This is a genomic window from Thalassobacter stenotrophicus (genome assembly GCF_001458315.1).
Lineage (GTDB): Bacteria > Pseudomonadota > Alphaproteobacteria > Rhodobacterales > Rhodobacteraceae > Thalassobacter > Thalassobacter stenotrophicus.
This window is the reverse complement of sequence record NZ_CYRX01000033.1, coordinates 421,836-438,106: the sequence shown is the minus strand read 5'-3', so window position 1 is coordinate 438,106 and position 16,271 is coordinate 421,836. Positions and strand designations below refer to the sequence as shown.

Genomic DNA, 16,271 nt, shown 5'->3' with positions numbered 1-16,271 from the left:
CCTAGATATCCCCATAGCCGTGCCGGAACTCGGCGGTGGGGTCATTAAATGCCAACCCATCGCCGCCATACCACGCATGCGCGTGCCACGGGGTTGCTGCGGCCTCTGTCAGGGCGTTGAGGTTCTGCATATAGGGTACGGATACGTCGCGCAGCCCGGCCTCAATCGCGGCCCAGTCGGGATAGGCGTCAAACGCATCCAACCAGATGGCGCGCCCTGCCAAATAGCCACTGGCTCCGGCCCTGTAGGCGTGGCGCAAAATGTTGCGAAAATCGGTCTTGCCCGCCCCCGCCGACAGCATCACCCAAGGCCGCCCGGCAAGACGCCCCATTTCGTCAAACAGCGCTTGGACAGCCGCGTCGGTCCCATCCACCTGGCGCGCGGCAACAGGGGATTCCAGTTTGAACACATCCACCCCGTAGTCCGGCTTGGCGAACTCCTCGACCGAGGCCAGCACATCGTCGGCACGCTTGCTCTGCATCTCAACGTAGTCGGTGGTTTGCTCCGTGTCCTTGGCCAGCGGATAGACCAGCAGTTCAAACAAAAACGGGATGTCGTAGTGCGCGCAGGCCTCACCGATGCGCTTGGTAAAGTCCTGTTGGTGCTGATTGACCGCAGGGTCAGCATCGGGGCGATACCACGCCAACACCTTTACCGCATCGCCGCCCATGCGTTTGATCTTGCCCACCGACCAATCATCAATAGCTGAGGATCGACGCCCCATACCGCTGTCCTCAAACAGCGAGTCCTCCAGCGTGACGATCAGCCCCTTGTGCGCATCAAGAGAAGGCAGGCCATGGGGAATGGCGTAATGCGGGTCCAAGAGCATCGCGCTAGAGGCGTCTTGCAGGGTTTCGACAAGCAGCGTCTTGAACCGAGCAACCTCAGACCACGGCGCATGATCGGTGCCCAGGTGTTTGGCGATGGGGCCCTTGATCGGTGGGCGCTGGTCCACGGCTGTCATCTTGAACAAACCATTGGGGTCGGCCATCCGGCGCAGTCCAAGCTGCTTTCCGGGGGTAAGTCGGATCATAACATTGTCTCCATGAATTCATTCAAAATTTTGCGGGTCGGCGCAGCTTTGCGGCCCCCGAATGCGGTGCATTTCAAAGCAGCCGCCGCGTGAGCGAAGCAGGCGGCCTCCATCTCGGTCATCCCTTCCGCAAGGCCCAGCGTGAACGCACCGTGCCACACATCACCGGCGCCAAGGGTGTCCACAACATCCACCTTTGGCGCGACAAGCCACGCGACGCGGCCGTGATCCATATAGGCCATCCCCCGCGCGCCGTCTGTCACAGCCACCCAGCCGGGAAGTGCGGCTTGGGCCATAGGCAGGCCTGCCTCAAGGCTTTCAGCCCCCGTGAAATTGCGCAGGCCTTGGGCCGAAAACACAACATGGCTTGCGGCCTCGGCCAGATCGTGGGGCACCGGGGCCTCTGCGTCCAAAACGGCTGCAATGCCCTTGGCTCGGGCGGCGCGGAACAGAGCGCGCGCAGCTTGAGGCCAACGGGTATCGGCCAACACCGCCTCGGGCAGGGGCGGGATGGGCGCATCATCAGCTAACCTCGTGCCACGAAAGCTCATGATCATCCGCTCACCTGCGGCATCGACAAACACCGAGGATACAGGGCTGCGCGCACCGGGCGTGACAACGGTAGGCCCCATATCGACGCCTTCATCCTCCAGTTCCGATCGGATCACCTGCCCGGTGTCATCGTCGCCCAAACGCGTTAACAATTGCGCCGCCCCACCCAGCCGCGCGATAGCCACGGCGGCGTTTGCCGCACATCCCCCACCAATCACATCCATCGCGTGGGCCCGGTGCTTCTGGGCACGTGTCGGCAGGGTATCCACACTGAACACGTGATCCACCACCGCGATACCGCACACCAAGACACCCGCCATCAATCGACCCTCAGCCCAGATGGCACCCGGTCCGGACGGCCCAATCGGCCATGGCGACTGCTGCCGCCAGTCAAACTTTGCAAAAACGCGACAAGATCGGCGATATCGGCCTCAGACAGATCGACCGGCACGATATCAATCGCCGCCCGCAATCGCGCCATTTCGCGCGCATCCTGCCAGACCACGAAATCAATCGCCGACAACCACGGCGCATCCGGCAGGTTGGCCAATCGCGGCTCCCAGCTTGATAAGCTACCGACCGGATCAAGGTGATGACGCACGATCCCCTCAAGCGTTGGATAGGCACCGTTGTGGCCATAGGGCGCGGTCAGTGCCACGTTCCGCAGTGAGGGCGTGCGAAAGCGGTAGGCGTCCTCAAGTTGGTCGCTTTCGGCCATGCGCCCCACATCGCGCACCATCGGATCAAAGCGGCGTGTGCGTCCCGGCCCAAAAGGCGGCACGCCGATGGCATGAAACCCGTGATCGGTGAACAGCGGCCCGGAATGGCAGCTGGCACAGTTTGCCGCGCCAAAAAACAACTGCCGCCCGCGTTCTGCATCTGCGGGCAAGGGCGTGCCGGTCAAATAAGCATCATAGGGGCTATCGAGAGAGCGCCACTCTGACCCCATGAAATCCGCCAAAGCGTTGGCGATATGCGCGATTGTGACGTCTTCGGCGCGCTCGACCTCCTCAAACGCATCGACAAATGCTGCGCCATATTCGGGGATAATCCGCACCCGTTTGGCCAAGATCGGCCACGCATTGTCCAATCGGTCATGGATCGCGCCCGCGACCTCATTCTCCTTGGGGTTGCCTGCCATTTCGAACTGCGCGGTCATGGGAAACAGGGCCTGCACGGCCAGCAGCCCCGACAGACCGGGCGGCAACCATTCCTCCGCCGGGGTGTTAAAGCCATTCTCAAACAGGTCCGAGCGACTGACACGCCCATCGTGAAAGAAATGCGTAAACTCACGCGCGCCGATGTTCCACAATGCGGGCGCATGGCGCGGGATCCGTTTTTTGGGACGGTTCGCGCCCATGGTCGCCCGCCGTTTGGGGCCAAGGCCGTCGCCACCTTCACCGATGCTTAGGCTGATCCCATCCGCAGAAAAATGATCGTGGTGATGGCAGGTTCCGCAAGAAATATTGCGATTGCCCGACAAGACCGGATCATAAAACAACAACCGGCCCAGCGCGGCTTTGTCGGGATCAAAGGGATGAAAGGCCACCTCACTTGCCTGCGCGCCGCCACAAAGGCACAGTCCCATTAGGAGGATCCAACGATGCGCCCTGCCCTTTTGCTTGCTTATGGCCTGACCCTGCTGGCCACGCCCACCTTTGCCGACGTCGAGCGCGGGCGCGACCTGATGGAAACGGGCCGCTTTGAAGAAGCCTATGATGCGTTTTGGCCAGCCGCGCGGTCCGGCAACGCCGACGCCGAAGAATTGATTGGTGTGATGTACGCCCTTGGACTTGGCGTCGACAAGGACCCGGTGCGTGCGTTTGAATGGTATCTGCGCGCCTCTATGAAGGGGCACCCTGGCGCGCAATCGGGGATAGGTTGGTACTATGAGGTTGGCATCGGCATCCAGATTGATCTGGTCCGCGCCTACATGTGGTACGCCCTGAGCGCGATTGGCGGCGACCCTGATGCGGCGATCAGCCAAGAAGAGGTGATCAAGAAAATGACGCCGGAACAGATCGAACATGCCCATGCGTTGATCGCTGACTATAAGGTCTGGATGTACCCGTTTCGCTAAAAGCCCCCGGGCCGTGGGCGGCGCGTCGCGCTCTTGCATCCCTGACATCATCGCCCCGCGAAATCGATTGTGCCCACAATTACGTAGGACGGTTTTGGCGCTGCGAGGGTTTCGAGCTTTGATGGCCCATCATCTGGCGCGACAATGATAGCATCAAAGCGTACACCGTTGATCTCATCGACAATTGCCAAATGCTCTGGCGCCACTTGTTGCGCGGGGCAGGCGCCGGTTTGCTCCCACAGCGCGCGGGAAATTGGGCCCAACGTCACCGGCGCGATGATCGAACCTGCCTGCCCGGTTTCCGGGGCCAGATCGTACTGAGCAGACACTGTCTTGATCGTTTCGGCCATGATCAGGCCGGTTTCACGGAACTCCATGCGCGCGATTGGTTGGCTGAGCGCGTCCGGGTCCCCGTCATTGGCGGATTTGCGCACCACAAACAGCCAATCATGTATGATATAGGCCGGGCCAAAGGCCCAAGCATTAAAGCCGCGGATGTTCTGCACAAACCGGGGGATAGAGCCGCCGTTAGTATAGAACGGGCCGGGTCGGATGACCTCATTGCCCGTCGAGGCTTCGGCGGACGCGTCACGGAAGAATTCCAACTCATCCCCGGTGCGCGGGACGTACAGGAACTTGCCATCGCCAGACGTGTCCTCATCCCCCGGACCCACCCACACCACAAGCGCCGATCCCTCAAACCGGCCCACGGGCACGGCGTTGTAATCCAGCGATGTGCAGCCCGTGACGGCCAGCAACGCGGCAAGATATCCGATGGGTCTGAGCATGGTGCAGGCTCCGTAAGTGGCGACGAGGAAAGGTGGGGCGGCTAGGTTGGCCGCCCCACCGCTGGCCTTTAGTTGAGGTCGTCCTCATAGGCGCGGGCGATATCCGCTTCTGCGGTGGCAACGGCCTCTCGCATGGCGGCAAGCACTTCAGAACCGCCATCCACGTTCTTTTCAAACCACTCAAACACCGGCCCCGCAGCCCCCGCGAATGCGGCTTTTTGATCCGGTGTGGGCACGTACAAATCACCGCCGCCTGCGACGAACTCTTGGTAGGCGGCGATAGATTTACGCTTGGGCGAGGCAAAGGTCGCCTGTTGCAGCGCATAGAACCCGTCCACCACGACGCGGCGCAGGCCCATGTCCATCTCGGCAAAGCGTTGGTTGTTCATAAACCACAGCGCCCCCATGTAGGCGTGCCCATCCAGCGTGACATACTGCAGACCCGCATCCGGGAACTTCATGCCCATGATATCCGTGATCCCGTTCTTGGACCCCTCGACCACGCCGGTCTGGAATGACGTGAACAGCTCAGGCCACGGGATCGGCGTGGGCGAGGCCCCAAGCGCGCGCACTAATTCCTGCGGCAGGTCCGCCACAACTGTCCGGATTTTCAAACCGTCCATATCCGCGGGTTCCGCCACCCGGCGCTGCGTATTGGCAAAGTTGCGCCAGCCGCCCGTGTTGCCGATGGTCATCAGCCGGATGGAGCCTTGGCTGTCCTCTAGCACCCGGTCCTGCATCCAGTTGACCAACGCGCTGTCGTTGTCCAACACCGCCTCGGCGACCCGGTCATCGGCCATCAGGTACGGCAGATCCAACACCTGAACGTAGGGAAAAATCCCCGAGGCCCCGCCCGAGGTTGAGATATAGATATCAATGGTGCCATCCGCGACGCCCGCAAGGCACTCAGCCCCGTTGCCGCACAATTGCGTCCCGATGAACAACTCCACCTCAATGGCCCCGTTCGACGCCGCCTCTACGTAGTTTTTGAACACCACGAGGCCGTCGTAATCTTCATCGTTTTCATTCGAATTGGCTGTGGCGCGCAGTGTAATGGTCTGCGCATAGGCCGCGCCGATACTGCTGGCGGCAAGCAATGTGGCGATGCCAAACGCCTTTATCGTGTTGGAAAATAGCATGGTATGTCCTCCCTTTGGACTGGTTTTAAGGCATGATGAAGCCGAAGTAGGTCGGCACGAAAAGTGAGATGGCCGGGATGTATGTGATCAGCCCGATGACAAAGATTTCGACAGCAAGAAACGGCAGGATCGCGCGGGCGATTGTCTCGACCCGTTCGCCCGAAACACTGGAGGCGACAAACAGCACAAGCCCCATAGGCGGCGTGGCCAACCCAACGGTCAGATTGACCGACATGATGATTGCAAAGTGAACCGGGTCCACGCCCAGATCCACAAAGATGGGCCCAAGGATCGGACCCAAAATGATGATCGCGGGGCCTGCGTCCAGAAACATGCCCACGATGAACAACAACAGGTTGATTAACAGCAACAACACCAGCGGGTTGTCCGAAAGTGATAGGATAAAAGCCGCCAGTGTTTCGGGGGCATGGCTCAACGAGACGACGGTTTTGAACGCCATCGCCGCACCGACCAGCAACAACACCACTGCCGACGTGATTGCGGCCTTCATCAACACATCCGGCACATCGCGCAGGCCCATAGATCGCAGCAGGAACAGCGACACAAACAATGCGTAGGCCACCGCGACGGCAGAGGCTTCGGTTGGTGTAAAGACACCCCCAAGGATGCCCCCAAGGATAATCACAGGGGTCAGCAACGGAAAGAACGCCTTAAGCGAGGCTTGCCCCTTTTCAGGCCACGTCGCGCGACGGCGTAGGGCCGGAAAATCATCTAATCGACGGGCGATGATGTTGGTCACGGTCATCAAACCGATACCGACCAACACACCCGGAACGATACCCGCAAGGAACAGGGCCGCCACGGATTCGCCCATGACATAGGCATAGATGATCATGATCCCCGAGGGCGGAATGATCGGCCCAATCACGGAGGATGCTGCCGTAACCGCCGCCGCAAACTTGACGGTATAGCCTTCCTTCTTCATCGCCGGGATCAGCATTGAGCCCAGCGCCGAGGTATCCGCAACTGCCGACCCAGAAAGGCCCGCAAAGAGCATGGAACTGAGGATATTCACCTGCGCCAGTCCCGCCCGAAAATGCCCAACGCAGGCTTGCGAAAACTCAACCAGCCGCATCGTGATGCCGCCACGGTTCATCATCTCACCCGCGAGCATAAAGAACGGGATCGCCATCAGCGGAAAACTGTCCATGCCGTTGTAGACGTTGCGGTACAGCAGGGCGATGTCGCGCTCTTGGCCATTGAGCCATAACAGCAGCCCGGGTGCTGCCAGCAGTCCGAAAAAGACCGGCAAGCCGATCATCAGGAACACAAGAAACAGCGGCAAGAACCAGATCAGCACGTCATTCCGCCCCCACCGTCGCATTTTCGGGGATATCCGTCAGAGCGTCGCCATGTCCCATCATCGTGATGATCTGGCGCAGCATCAGTTCCCCGGTGACGGTTAGCATCAACCACACCCCCACCATCAACGAGGCCATCATGTGGCTGCGCGGCATCGGCTGCCAGCCCCAGTCAACGCGAACGAACGGCACGCCATCCGCGAAATCAATCGTAAAGAACGTCATTAATGAGGCGGTTTTGAAGCTGCCGCCGAAGCCCGTGACCTCTGCCCAGCCCAACTGTGCGGCGACAACCAACACCATGCCCGAAACGGCCAAAAGCCCCAGCATCAGCACACTTGCCACCACCCGTGGTAACATCAACACCAGCATGTCGATCGCGACAAAGCCGCCCCGCCGTAGCGCGGTTGGGGCCATTAACCCCGTCATCCACAGCATGAAAAAGCGCGCGGCTTCATCGGGCCAAGGCAGCGCGTTGTTGAGGACATAGCGCGCCACGACCTGCACAAGGATGATGACGACCATCAACCCCAAGCAGCCCACTGCCAACCAACGGCCCGCCCAAAGCAGGCCCGCGTTGGCAGCCCCCCATAGGCGCGCTGCTTGTAAAAGTGCCGGCATGATCCCTCCCCGATCACGGTGCCGGTTCAGTGACGCGCAACGTTACCCTTACGTCAAGAAGTTTCGCTGATTGGTGGAAACGCTGGCTAAACAATTCCACCTCCACAGCGCCATTGTTTCAGGGATGATGCGAAATCTCCCTGTTGTTGCCGCAGAATTGTCCCGCCCCGCGCCTACGTTGGGGGCAGTGCTATCACGGGGGTCCGACCATGCTTTACCAATTTGCGCGCCGCTCTGCACACGCGCTTGCGATTATGGTGGTGTTGGTATGCTCCCACAGTGTCCAGGCCCAATCTATCCAAACGCTGGACGCACCATTCAAGCGCATGGGGTGGGAAGGTGTCGGCAGGCTCGATTTTGGTCGCGGGTTTTGCACCGGCACACTTATTGCGCGCGATATCGTTCTGACGGCAGCGCATTGTGTCTATGACCATGTCAAAGCCGGAACCAAACTGCCCCGCGATTTGGTGTTTCGCGCAGGCTATCAACACGGTGCCGCCAGCGCGGAGCGACGCGTTGTGGCCGCTCACATCCCACAGGGCTATGTGCGCGATCCGGGCGGCAAGTCGACCGCCAATACCATCCCCCATGACATCGCGCTATTACAGCTGGAGAGTGAGATTTTCGTAACCAGCGCCTCCCCCTTTAGAATTCACGCCCGCGCGAGCCAAGGCACTGAAGTCATGCTGCTGTCCTACGGCAAGGGCCGAGAGGAAGCCCTGACCCAAGAACGCGGCTGCGCAATCACGAACCGCTATTCTGGGGGCATCCTAGAGTTCAACTGTGCCGCGACCTTCGGCTCATCCGGGGCCCCGGTATTCATCGAAGAAGACGGCAATCGCCGGATTCTGTCGATAATCTCCGGCGGTGCGCGCGGCGATGACGGTCGTTTTGTCGTCTACGGCATGGAACTGACGACACCTGTGGCGGACCTGATGGCACGGCTGAGGTCGCGTCAGAGCCTGCCGCCGACATCCGAAGGCGCGCGGCGTTTGCGGGTGGGCGCATCCACTGGTTCCACTCGGCCCAAAAGCGCGGAGCACCCCCCAAGCTTCAAACGTATTCGCGTTGTGCCCGGCTCTTAGGACCATGTTCACGCTTGATGGTTTATGCCCGACAAAACCATCCGCTGCCGCACCCACGATGCCGCCAATCCAAGCCTTGGTCTTGGGCCGCGCATTGCGCATAAGGGGCGCAGCTTGGGCTGAATGAGACAGAAAAGGGTGCGCTTAATGACTTGGATTGCCGTTGATTGGGGCGGGTCAAACCTGCGGGCTTGGCTGATGCAGGATGACACTGCCGTGGCCGAGGCCGGGGATAGGTCCGCCGGGGCGCGCACCCTCAATCGCGATGAGTTTGAACCAACGTTGAGCAAATTGATCGACCCTTGGCGCAGCACTTGGGGGGATCGCCCTGTGATGATCCTGATCTGTGGTGAGGCAGGCTCCCGCGAGGGTTGGTTTGAGGCCCCGTTTGCTCAGGCCCCATGCACCCCCCGCACGCTGGCACCAACGCGCGTACCGACGCAGGATGCAGGGCTACAAGTCTATATGATGCCTGGACTGTCACAATTACGCCCCAAGCCCACAATTCTGCGCGGCGAGGAAACCCAGATATCTGGATTTTTGGCCTCTCATCCCACGTTCGAGGGCGTCATTTGCCTGCCCGGAACGCATTCCAAGTGGGCCCATGTCAGTGCCGAGGAAATCGTCAGCTTTGAAACCACCATGACGGGTGAGATGTATGACCTTCTGGCTGAGACTTCGATCCTGCGTCATTCCGTGGCCCATGGTGACCCGGATGGCATCGCCTTTGACGAAGGGGTGGATGTGACACTGTCCAATCCAGAACGCTTGGTCACCGAAGTGGCTGCGATCCGCGCGAGCCATGTCTTGACCGGCGCGACCAAGACGGCGGCAGATGCTCGGCTGTCGGGTCTATTGATCGGGGCCGAGATAGCCGCGTTAAAACCCTATTGGCTGGGTCAGCAAGTCGCCCTCATCGGGCGAGAAGTGCTGTGCGGGCTTTATGCGCGTGCATTGTCCAAACAAGGCGTGCCCGCGGACCGGTTTGCCGCCGGACCTTTAACACAGGCGGGTCTATTCACCGCGCTGGGCACGTTGGACTAACCTGAATAGCGCGCTGCAATCGGCATAAGCGCCACGGCCTTAGAGAATATCGTGGGATCTTGGGCAAGGGTCGCGCCTTGCCGGTTCGCCTCAAAAGGGCCTGGCCTAGGCCACGCGCCGATCCGCCCGAGGCCAACCGAAATACCACGTTCGGTTTTAGGCGCGCGCGGTCATTCGCACAGCCATATCAATCATCCGATGCGCAAAGCCCCACTCGTTGTCGTACCAGCCAAACACCCGCACAAGGCCTCCGTCCGTGACAAACGTCTCGGGCAGAGCGTGAATATAGCTTTCGGCGCGGGCGCGCAGATCCGAACTGACCAACGGCTTGTCCGTTGTGCCGATGATGGGCCCACTAGCCACCAAAATTGCTGCATTCACCGCGCCTGCGTCACAGTCCTTGGTCAATCGTACGGTCAGATCAACGGCCGACACGGATGCGACAGGCACCCGCACGGACGTGCACACGACCCGTCCCTCCAGATGCGGCAAGACCACATCAACCAACCGCCCCGCCGAGGTGGTTGTCGGCACCATCGACAAAGCCGCTGCACGTGACCGCGCCAATCCACCTGTTGGTTTGTCCACAGTCGGCTGAGAGCCGGTGTAACAGTGGATCGTGGTCATGGTCCCGGTCTCTACCCCAAAGGCATCGTCCAGCACCCGGACCAGCGGCGCGACCGCGTTGGTGGTGCATGACGCGTTGGACACAACCCGCATATCGGGGCGCAAAGCCGCGTCATTTGCCCCAAGAACAACGGTGCCATCCGCCACGGCAGAGGGTCCCGACATCAAAACCTTGCCCGCGCCTGCCAGCAGACCGCGCTCAACCTCGGGGCGAGTTTCGGCGTGGCCGGTGCATTCCATCACCAGATCAACATCGCCCAGCCGAAGGGTCCGAATGTCGGGCGTGCGGTGGAACGCGAACCGTCGCCCATCCACCACAAGCGCATCGCCCTCAACCGCGACGGTGCCCTTCCAGGGACCAAACACACTGTCGAACTCAAATAGATAAGCGCAGGTTTCCAAAGGCGCGATGTCGTTAATGCCCACGACCTCAAGGTCCTCATCCCGCGCCAAAAGTGCCCGAAGGACAGAGCGACCGATGCGGCCAAAGCCGTTGATGAATATCCGAGCGGTCATGGAATTTGCCTTCGATGCAAGCGCGTTAGGGTGCGTAACCTAGGCCGCCTCCAAGCCTTTTGCCAGTGCAGCAAGGATAGTATCCACATCACCCGCGCCCAAAATCAGTGGGGGCGACATCAACAGGTTGGTGCCAGACAACCGTACCATGACACCCGCCTCATAGGTCGCTTCAAAGATTTTCTTGGCCGTCGCCGCGTCTAGGGGCGTCTTGGTCGCCGGGTCAGAGACCAGTTCCACTCCGCACATCAAGCCGGCCCCGCCGCGCACATCGCCGATCAGCGAAAACCGTTCAGCCAAGGATTGCAGGCCCGAAAACAATTGTGCACCGCGCGCGCTTGCGTTCTCCATCACGTTCAACCGCTGCGTTTCCGCCAAACAGGCCAGCGCCGCCGCCGCGCCCACGGGGTGGCACGAATAGGTATAGCCGTGGCCGATCATGCCTGCCGCTTCATCCGCGCTCTCAAACACCTCAGCCATTTCACCCGACAGCAGAACCGCACCGAACGGATAGTACCCGTTGGTGATCGCCTTGGCGGTGGTCATCATATCGGGTTTCACGCCCCAGCGCCGCGCGCCGGACCATGATCCGGTGCGACCAAAGCCGGTAATAACCTCATCCGAGATCAGCAGAATTCCGTGGCGCGCGCATATTTCGGCCACGCCCGGCATATAGGTTTCGGGCGGCACAATCACGCCGCCCGCCCCCAGAACGGGTTCCATAATCATCGCCGCGATCGTTTGCGGTGTTTGCATGGTGATCTCTTCTTCCAGTGCGCGTAGGCACATCGCGCCCAGCCGCTCGGGGTCGGTCTCATCAAACGGGTTGCGATAGGTATAGGGCGCAGGCACGTGGAAACAGCCGGGCAATAACGGCTCATAAGAGGCGCGGAACAGCGGATTGCCGTTCACCGAGGCCCCACCAAAATGCGTCCCGTGATAGCCCTTGCGCAGGGACAAGAACTTGGTGCGCCCTGCCTCACCGCGCAGACGGTGATATTGCCGCGCAAGCTTGAGCGCGGTTTCCACACTGTCACTGCCGCCTGAGGTGAAAAAGGCGCGCGCCATCCCCTCTTGATCGAAAGAATCCACCACAACATCCGACAGCTCAATCGCAAGATCCGTCGTAGTGCCCTTGAAGGCGCTGTAATATGGCAGCACCTGCAATTGGGCAGCAATCGCGTCTTTGATTGGCTGGCAGGAATATCCCAGATTAACGTTCCAAAGCCCGCCAACTGCATCCAGCACGCTGTGCCCGTCGATATCCGTAATGTGGATGCCATCCGCGCTGGTAATAATCTTGGGCGGGGCGTCCCGCATCGCACCGGGGTGCGCCATCGGGTGCCACAGCTTGCGCGCGTTCATTTCCTTTAGGAAGTTGCTGTCTTTCATCCCGGCCTCCACTACGTTGCGATACGGATATCATTCGCGGAGGGTCGCACCAGCGTCAAATGGAATGATGTGATGGCATACATCAAGAAACGCAAAAAGCGCGGCCCCAAGGGGACCACGCTCAGACATCGAAGCCAGCTGGCTTACCAGCGTTGGTCAATCACCAAAAGAATTGGCGCGATCATCGCGAACCAGATCAAGCCCCATTTGGCGGCCGTGTTCACCTTTGCAAACAGGCCTTTGCCGTTCATGCCGTTGCCGTAGGCTTCAAAGCCAGCCATCAAGACGTGGCCTTGAGCGACCTTGCGCAATTCTTTTGCGCGGATCTGGGCCTCAGCCTCTTGGCGGCGTTGGCGCATGGCGGTCGCGGGGTCGTGTGTTTCGTCGAACATCTAAGGCTCCCTTCTATTCAAGGGGCAAGATGGTGCGAAACCGTCGCAGGTCCAGCCCTTGGCCAGTCCTGCGACACTTTTTGCCTAATTTGGCCTTAGATCGTGGCGTTAATTGCGCCGCCATCGAGCAGAACGTTCTGCCCGACCATAAAGCCCGCATGCTGCGAGCACATGAATGCGCAGGTCGCGCCAAACTCAGCCGCGGTGCCGTAGCGACGGGCCGGAATGGTGCCTTCGCGCTGTGTGCGGGCCTCATCCATGGTGATGCCCTGCGCCTTGGACACGCCTGTATCCAGCGATACGGCACGGTCGGTATCGTGGATGCCGGGCAGCAGGTTGTTGATGTTCACACCTTTTTCGGCGACCTGACGTGCGGTGCCTGCGACAAAGCCGGTCAGCCCGGTGCGTGCCGCGTTCGACAAACCCAACTGTGGGATCGGTGCTTTGACCGAACCGGATGTGATGTTCACCACACGGCCCCAGCCGCGCGCGATCATGCCCGGCAGTGCTGCCTGCATCAATGCGATGGGGGCCAGCATGTTGCCATCGATGGCTGCGATGAAATCATCGCGGCTCCAATCGGACCACAGGCCGGGGGGCGGGCCGCCCGCGTTGGTGACCAGAATGTCGATGTCGCCAGCGGCGGCCAACACGGCCGCGCGGCCATCCTCGGATGTGATGTCGGCGGCCACGGCCGTGACTTCTACGCCGTAGGTGCTGCGAATGTGTGCCGCGGTCGCCTCAAGCGCCTCTGCCCCACGGGCGTTCAGCACCAGATCAACGCCAGCCTCGGCCAGTGCTTCGGCGCACCCACGGCCCAAACCCTTGGAGCTTGCACACACGAGGGCGCGTTTACCTTTGATACCCAGATCCATAGTCGTCTTCTCCCATACGTTTCGGCGCTAGACCTAGCCGAATGCGCGCGTACTGCAACCTGCAATCGATAGGGGCCGGTCTACGCCGTGCCGGCGCCTAGTCTGATTGTTTTTGTCGGGATTGAAATTTGGGGCAAAATCATCAAGTATTGAATAAAGGCCCGCAACACACGGAACCCACAATGAGCAAAGTGCCCAGCCCCTGCATTGACGTGTGCAAATTCAAGCGCGAAGGCCACTGCATCGGATGCTCCATGACCAAGGCGCAAAAATCCCTGTTCAAGGGGCTGAAAAAGGAAAAGCACCAGATCGCGTTTCTGGACATGCTGCGTCAGCAACAAGATACGCTTGGCCACTACACCCACTGGGAGCAAGCGTACCTTAAGAAGCTGAAAAAGAAGAAGGTCAAACTGGACTGGGGCCCCGCAAAATCCAAAGCCAAGAAGCGGGCGGCATAGGCCTGCGAACTTGCACGTTGATCGCCTGCGCTCTATAGCCCGATCATGCTTGATAATGCGCCCCAATTGCCCCCCGAAATCAGCCGCCGCCGGACGTTTGCGATCATCTCGCACCCCGACGCCGGGAAAACGACGCTGACGGAAAAGTTCCTGTTGTACGGGGGCGCGATCCAGATGGCGGGTCAGGTGCGCGCCAAGGGTGAGGCGCGACGCACGCGCTCGGACTTCATGAAGATGGAGCAGGATCGCGGCATCTCCGTGTCGGCCTCAGCGATGTCGTTCGACTATCACACGCCCGAACGCGAGTTTCGCTTTAACCTTGTGGATACGCCGGGCCACTCGGATTTCTCCGAAGACACCTATCGTACGCTGACCGCCGTAGACGCCGCCGTGATGGTGATCGATGGCGCCAAGGGCGTTGAGAGCCAGACGCAAAAGCTGTTTGAGGTTTGCCGCCTGCGTGACCTTCCGATCCTGACGTTTTGTAACAAGATGGACCGCGAAAGCCGCGATACCTTTGAGATCATCGATGAGATCCAGGAAAACCTCGCGATCGACGTGACCCCGGCCTCATGGCCAATTGGGCGCGGTCGCGACTTTGTGGGTTGCTACGATCTGTTGCGCGACCGGCTAGAGCTGATGGATCGCGCGGACCGTAACAAAATCTCTGAGAGCATCGCGATTGAAGGTCTGGATGACCCCAAACTTGCGGAACACGTTCCCGCAGAATTGCTGGATACCTTTCTGGAAGAGATCGAGATGGCGCGCGAGTTGCTGCCAGCCATGGACCACAAAGCCTTCCTTGAGGGCACTCTGACCCCCATTTGGTTCGGCTCTGCAATCAACTCGTTCGGGGTGCAGGAACTGATGTCCGGCATCGCGGAGTTCGGGCCCGAGCCACAGCCGCAATCCGCCTCCCCCCGCCAAGTCAGCGCCGATGAAAAGAAAGTCGCAGGCTTTGTGTTTAAGGTGCAGGCCAACATGGACCCCAAACACCGGGACCGCGTGGCGTTTGTGCGCCTTGCCTCTGGTCACTTTCAGCGCGGTATGAAGCTGACGCACGTGCGGTCCAAAAAACCGATGGCGATCTCAAACCCTGTGCTGTTCTTGGCCGCAGACCGCGAGTTGGCCGAAGAGGCATGGGCCGGTGACATCATTGGCATCCCCAACCATGGCCAATTGCGCATCGGCGACGCCCTAACAGAGGGTGAGGCCCTCAAGTTCACCGGCATCCCGTCCTTTGCGCCCGAGCTTTTGCAAACGGTCCGCGCGGGCGACCCTATGAAGGCCAAGCACCTCGAAAAGGCGCTGATGCAATTTGCCGAAGAAGGCGCGGCCAAGGTCTTCAAACCCTCCATCGCCAGCGGCTTTATCGTCGGCGTGGTGGGCGCGTTGCAGTTTGAAGTCCTCGCCTCGCGGATTGAGCTGGAATACGGCCTGCCCGTCCGGTTCGAGCCGTCGCAATTTACCTCCGCGCGCTGGGTGCATGGCACCGAAGAGGCGGTAGACAAGCTCGTGAATGCCAACAAACAGCACATCGCCCACGACAACGACGGCGACGTGGTGTTTTTGACCCGCCTTCAGTGGGATATCGACCGTGTGGTGCGCGATTATCCGGATGTGACCCTGTCAAACACCAAGGAAATGATGGTGTGACACTGCAAAACCGTGTGGCTCCGACGGGTGAGATTATCACCCATCCAGCCCGCGGAACGCTGACCGGCAACCGGGGCATCCTGCACCGGCCCGATCAGACCCTTGGCACCTCTCGGTGGCAGCACCCCAATTGGGTGATTTGCACGCTACATCACCCGCGCGGTACCTATCATGGTCCGATGCCGGACCGCGCCTGGACCGCGCTGTTTTTCCTTGATGAGGCTGTTGCACTCGCGGCGGGTCACCGCCCCTGCCACTACTGCCAACGCGCCCGCGCACGGGAATTTCGCGCGGCGTGGGATGCTGCACATGGTCCTATCGGCGGCCCCGTCACACGCATGCCCGATCTAGACCGGGCCTTGCACGCCGCCCGCGTCACACGCGGCCGCCAACAGATCGTGCATAGCGCGGATGCAGCCGACCTGCCGCCGGGCAGCTTTATCGCCGGACAAACCCCGATATTGCTGACTAAAAATGCAGCGCATACCTATAGCCCCGCAGGGTACGGCCCACCCAAGCCCCGGCCCAGCGGGACCGTCACGGTCCTGACCCCTGCCCCGACAATTGCCACCCTTCGGCACGGCTACCGCCCCGATGTACACCCAACCGCCCGCGACACGGGCAAAAGTTGACGTTTTGCGCGTTATGGTCTAGGTCCTGCCGCACGTGCGAAGAACGCGCGTTTGAAAAC

The 16,271-nt window shown here is 60.4% G+C and carries 17 protein-coding genes; 6 read left to right on the top strand and 11 right to left on the bottom strand.

Annotated elements, in window-relative coordinates; genetic code table 11:
* Position 1 precedes the first annotated feature (1 nt).
* From THS5294_RS16650 to THS5294_RS16640, 3 genes are read right to left on the bottom strand one after another with little or no spacing between them, the layout of a single operon-like run.
* On the bottom strand, positions 2-1,033 hold the full coding sequence (locus THS5294_RS16650) for a tagatose 1,6-diphosphate aldolase (RefSeq protein WP_058124606.1): 1,032 nt from the start codon (positions 1,031-1,033) through the stop codon (positions 2-4).
* Complete coding sequence (locus tag THS5294_RS16645; RefSeq protein ID WP_058124605.1) at positions 1,030-1,905, bottom strand: PfkB family carbohydrate kinase; 876 nt, start codon at positions 1,903-1,905, stop codon at positions 1,030-1,032. The genes THS5294_RS16650 and THS5294_RS16645 overlap by 4 nt, the downstream gene beginning before the upstream one ends.
* On the bottom strand, positions 1,905-3,173 hold the full coding sequence (locus tag THS5294_RS16640; RefSeq protein WP_058124604.1) for a cytochrome-c peroxidase: 1,269 nt from the start codon (positions 3,171-3,173) through the stop codon (positions 1,905-1,907). The genes THS5294_RS16645 and THS5294_RS16640 overlap by 1 nt, the downstream gene beginning before the upstream one ends.
* Positions 3,174-3,188: 15 nt before the next feature.
* On the opposite strand from THS5294_RS16640, the gene THS5294_RS16635 reads away from it, so the two are divergent.
* A complete protein-coding gene (locus THS5294_RS16635; RefSeq protein WP_058124603.1) occupies positions 3,189-3,665 on the top strand; it encodes a tetratricopeptide repeat protein in 477 nt (158 codons plus the stop codon).
* 47 nt (positions 3,666-3,712) lie between these two features.
* Here the strand turns inward: THS5294_RS16635 and THS5294_RS16630 are convergent, their stop codons facing one another.
* The 4 genes from THS5294_RS16630 to THS5294_RS16615 all read right to left on the bottom strand — a co-directional run bounded on the left by THS5294_RS16630 (position 3,713) and on the right by THS5294_RS16615 (position 7,535).
* Entirely contained in the window at positions 3,713-4,453 is a 741-nt protein-coding gene (locus THS5294_RS16630) for a hypothetical protein (protein ID WP_058124602.1), read from the bottom strand.
* 68 nt (positions 4,454-4,521) lie between these two features.
* Complete coding sequence (dctP, locus tag THS5294_RS16625) at positions 4,522-5,592, bottom strand: TRAP transporter substrate-binding protein DctP (RefSeq protein ID WP_058124601.1); 1,071 nt, start codon at positions 5,590-5,592, stop codon at positions 4,522-4,524.
* A 25-nt stretch (positions 5,593-5,617) separates the two neighbouring features.
* Positions 5,618-6,913 carry a TRAP transporter large permease gene (locus THS5294_RS16620; protein ID WP_058124795.1) on the bottom strand — a complete coding sequence of 432 codons (1,296 nt, stop codon included), beginning with the start codon at positions 6,911-6,913 and terminating at the stop codon, positions 5,618-5,620.
* A gap of 1 nt (position 6,914) precedes the next feature.
* Positions 6,915-7,535: a TRAP transporter small permease gene (locus tag THS5294_RS16615; protein ID WP_058124600.1), complete on the bottom strand. Its 621-nt coding sequence runs from the start codon at positions 7,533-7,535 to the stop codon at positions 6,915-6,917.
* Positions 7,536-7,744: 209 nt separating this feature from the next.
* Here THS5294_RS16615 and THS5294_RS16610 point away from each other — a divergent pair, with 209 nt between their 5' ends.
* Positions 7,745-8,620 carry a trypsin-like serine peptidase gene (locus THS5294_RS16610; protein ID WP_058124599.1) on the top strand — a complete coding sequence of 292 codons (876 nt, stop codon included), beginning with the start codon at positions 7,745-7,747 and terminating at the stop codon, positions 8,618-8,620.
* A gap of 147 nt (positions 8,621-8,767) precedes the next feature.
* On the top strand, positions 8,768-9,664 hold the full coding sequence (locus THS5294_RS16605; RefSeq protein ID WP_058124598.1) for a 2-dehydro-3-deoxygalactonokinase: 897 nt from the start codon (positions 8,768-8,770) through the stop codon (positions 9,662-9,664).
* Between the two features lie 156 nt (positions 9,665-9,820).
* Here the strand turns inward: THS5294_RS16605 and THS5294_RS16600 are convergent, their stop codons facing one another.
* From THS5294_RS16600 to THS5294_RS16585, 4 genes are all read right to left on the bottom strand, one after another.
* Positions 9,821-10,807, bottom strand: a complete 987-nt coding sequence (locus THS5294_RS16600; protein ID WP_058124597.1) for a type I glyceraldehyde-3-phosphate dehydrogenase — start codon at positions 10,805-10,807, stop codon at positions 9,821-9,823.
* Between the two features lie 39 nt (positions 10,808-10,846).
* A complete protein-coding gene (locus tag THS5294_RS16595; protein ID WP_058124596.1) occupies positions 10,847-12,199 on the bottom strand; it encodes an aminotransferase class III-fold pyridoxal phosphate-dependent enzyme in 1,353 nt (450 codons plus the stop codon).
* 143 nt (positions 12,200-12,342) lie between these two features.
* Complete coding sequence (locus tag THS5294_RS16590; RefSeq protein ID WP_038004681.1) at positions 12,343-12,591, bottom strand: hypothetical protein; 249 nt, start codon at positions 12,589-12,591, stop codon at positions 12,343-12,345.
* A 95-nt stretch (positions 12,592-12,686) separates the two neighbouring features.
* Positions 12,687-13,466 carry an SDR family oxidoreductase gene (locus tag THS5294_RS16585; protein ID WP_038004679.1) on the bottom strand — a complete coding sequence of 260 codons (780 nt, stop codon included), beginning with the start codon at positions 13,464-13,466 and terminating at the stop codon, positions 12,687-12,689.
* Between the two features lie 182 nt (positions 13,467-13,648).
* Between THS5294_RS16585 and THS5294_RS16580 the strand changes: the two genes are divergently transcribed.
* The 3 genes from THS5294_RS16580 to THS5294_RS16570 are packed head-to-tail and all read left to right on the top strand — an operon-like array spanning position 13,649 to position 16,212.
* On the top strand, positions 13,649-13,924 hold the full coding sequence (locus THS5294_RS16580) for a DUF1289 domain-containing protein (RefSeq protein ID WP_052068222.1): 276 nt from the start codon (positions 13,649-13,651) through the stop codon (positions 13,922-13,924).
* A 45-nt stretch (positions 13,925-13,969) separates the two neighbouring features.
* Complete coding sequence (locus tag THS5294_RS16575; RefSeq protein ID WP_058124595.1) at positions 13,970-15,580, top strand: peptide chain release factor 3; 1,611 nt, start codon at positions 13,970-13,972, stop codon at positions 15,578-15,580.
* The gene (locus THS5294_RS16570; RefSeq protein ID WP_058124594.1) at positions 15,577-16,212 is read left to right on the top strand and encodes a hypothetical protein; all 636 of its coding nucleotides are present in this window, start codon (positions 15,577-15,579) and stop codon (positions 16,210-16,212) included. The genes THS5294_RS16575 and THS5294_RS16570 overlap by 4 nt, the downstream gene beginning before the upstream one ends.
* Positions 16,213-16,271: the final 59 nt, after the last annotated feature.

Coding starts and splice junctions, on each gene's coding strand:
- THS5294_RS16650 (WP_058124606.1), bottom strand. CDS start 1,033: ATGATCCGACTTACCCCCGGAAAGCAGCTTGGACTGCGCCGGATGGCC.
- THS5294_RS16645 (WP_058124605.1), bottom strand. CDS start 1,905: ATGGCGGGTGTCTTGGTGTGCGGTATCGCGGTGGTGGATCACGTGTTC.
- THS5294_RS16640 (WP_058124604.1), bottom strand. CDS start 3,173: ATGGGACTGTGCCTTTGTGGCGGCGCGCAGGCAAGTGAGGTGGCCTTT.
- THS5294_RS16635 (WP_058124603.1), top strand. CDS start 3,189: ATGCGCCCTGCCCTTTTGCTTGCTTATGGCCTGACCCTGCTGGCCACG.
- THS5294_RS16630 (WP_058124602.1), bottom strand. CDS start 4,453: ATGCTCAGACCCATCGGATATCTTGCCGCGTTGCTGGCCGTCACGGGC.
- dctP (WP_058124601.1), bottom strand. CDS start 5,592: ATGCTATTTTCCAACACGATAAAGGCGTTTGGCATCGCCACATTGCTT.
- THS5294_RS16615 (WP_058124600.1), bottom strand. CDS start 7,535: ATGCCGGCACTTTTACAAGCAGCGCGCCTATGGGGGGCTGCCAACGCG.
- THS5294_RS16610 (WP_058124599.1), top strand. CDS start 7,745: ATGCTTTACCAATTTGCGCGCCGCTCTGCACACGCGCTTGCGATTATG.
- THS5294_RS16605 (WP_058124598.1), top strand. CDS start 8,768: ATGACTTGGATTGCCGTTGATTGGGGCGGGTCAAACCTGCGGGCTTGG.
- THS5294_RS16600 (WP_058124597.1), bottom strand. CDS start 10,807: ATGACCGCTCGGATATTCATCAACGGCTTTGGCCGCATCGGTCGCTCT.
- THS5294_RS16595 (WP_058124596.1), bottom strand. CDS start 12,199: ATGAAAGACAGCAACTTCCTAAAGGAAATGAACGCGCGCAAGCTGTGG.
- THS5294_RS16590 (WP_038004681.1), bottom strand. CDS start 12,591: ATGTTCGACGAAACACACGACCCCGCGACCGCCATGCGCCAACGCCGC.
- THS5294_RS16585 (WP_038004679.1), bottom strand. CDS start 13,466: ATGGATCTGGGTATCAAAGGTAAACGCGCCCTCGTGTGTGCAAGCTCC.
- THS5294_RS16580 (WP_052068222.1), top strand. CDS start 13,649: ATGAGCAAAGTGCCCAGCCCCTGCATTGACGTGTGCAAATTCAAGCGC.
- THS5294_RS16575 (WP_058124595.1), top strand. CDS start 13,970: ATGCTTGATAATGCGCCCCAATTGCCCCCCGAAATCAGCCGCCGCCGG.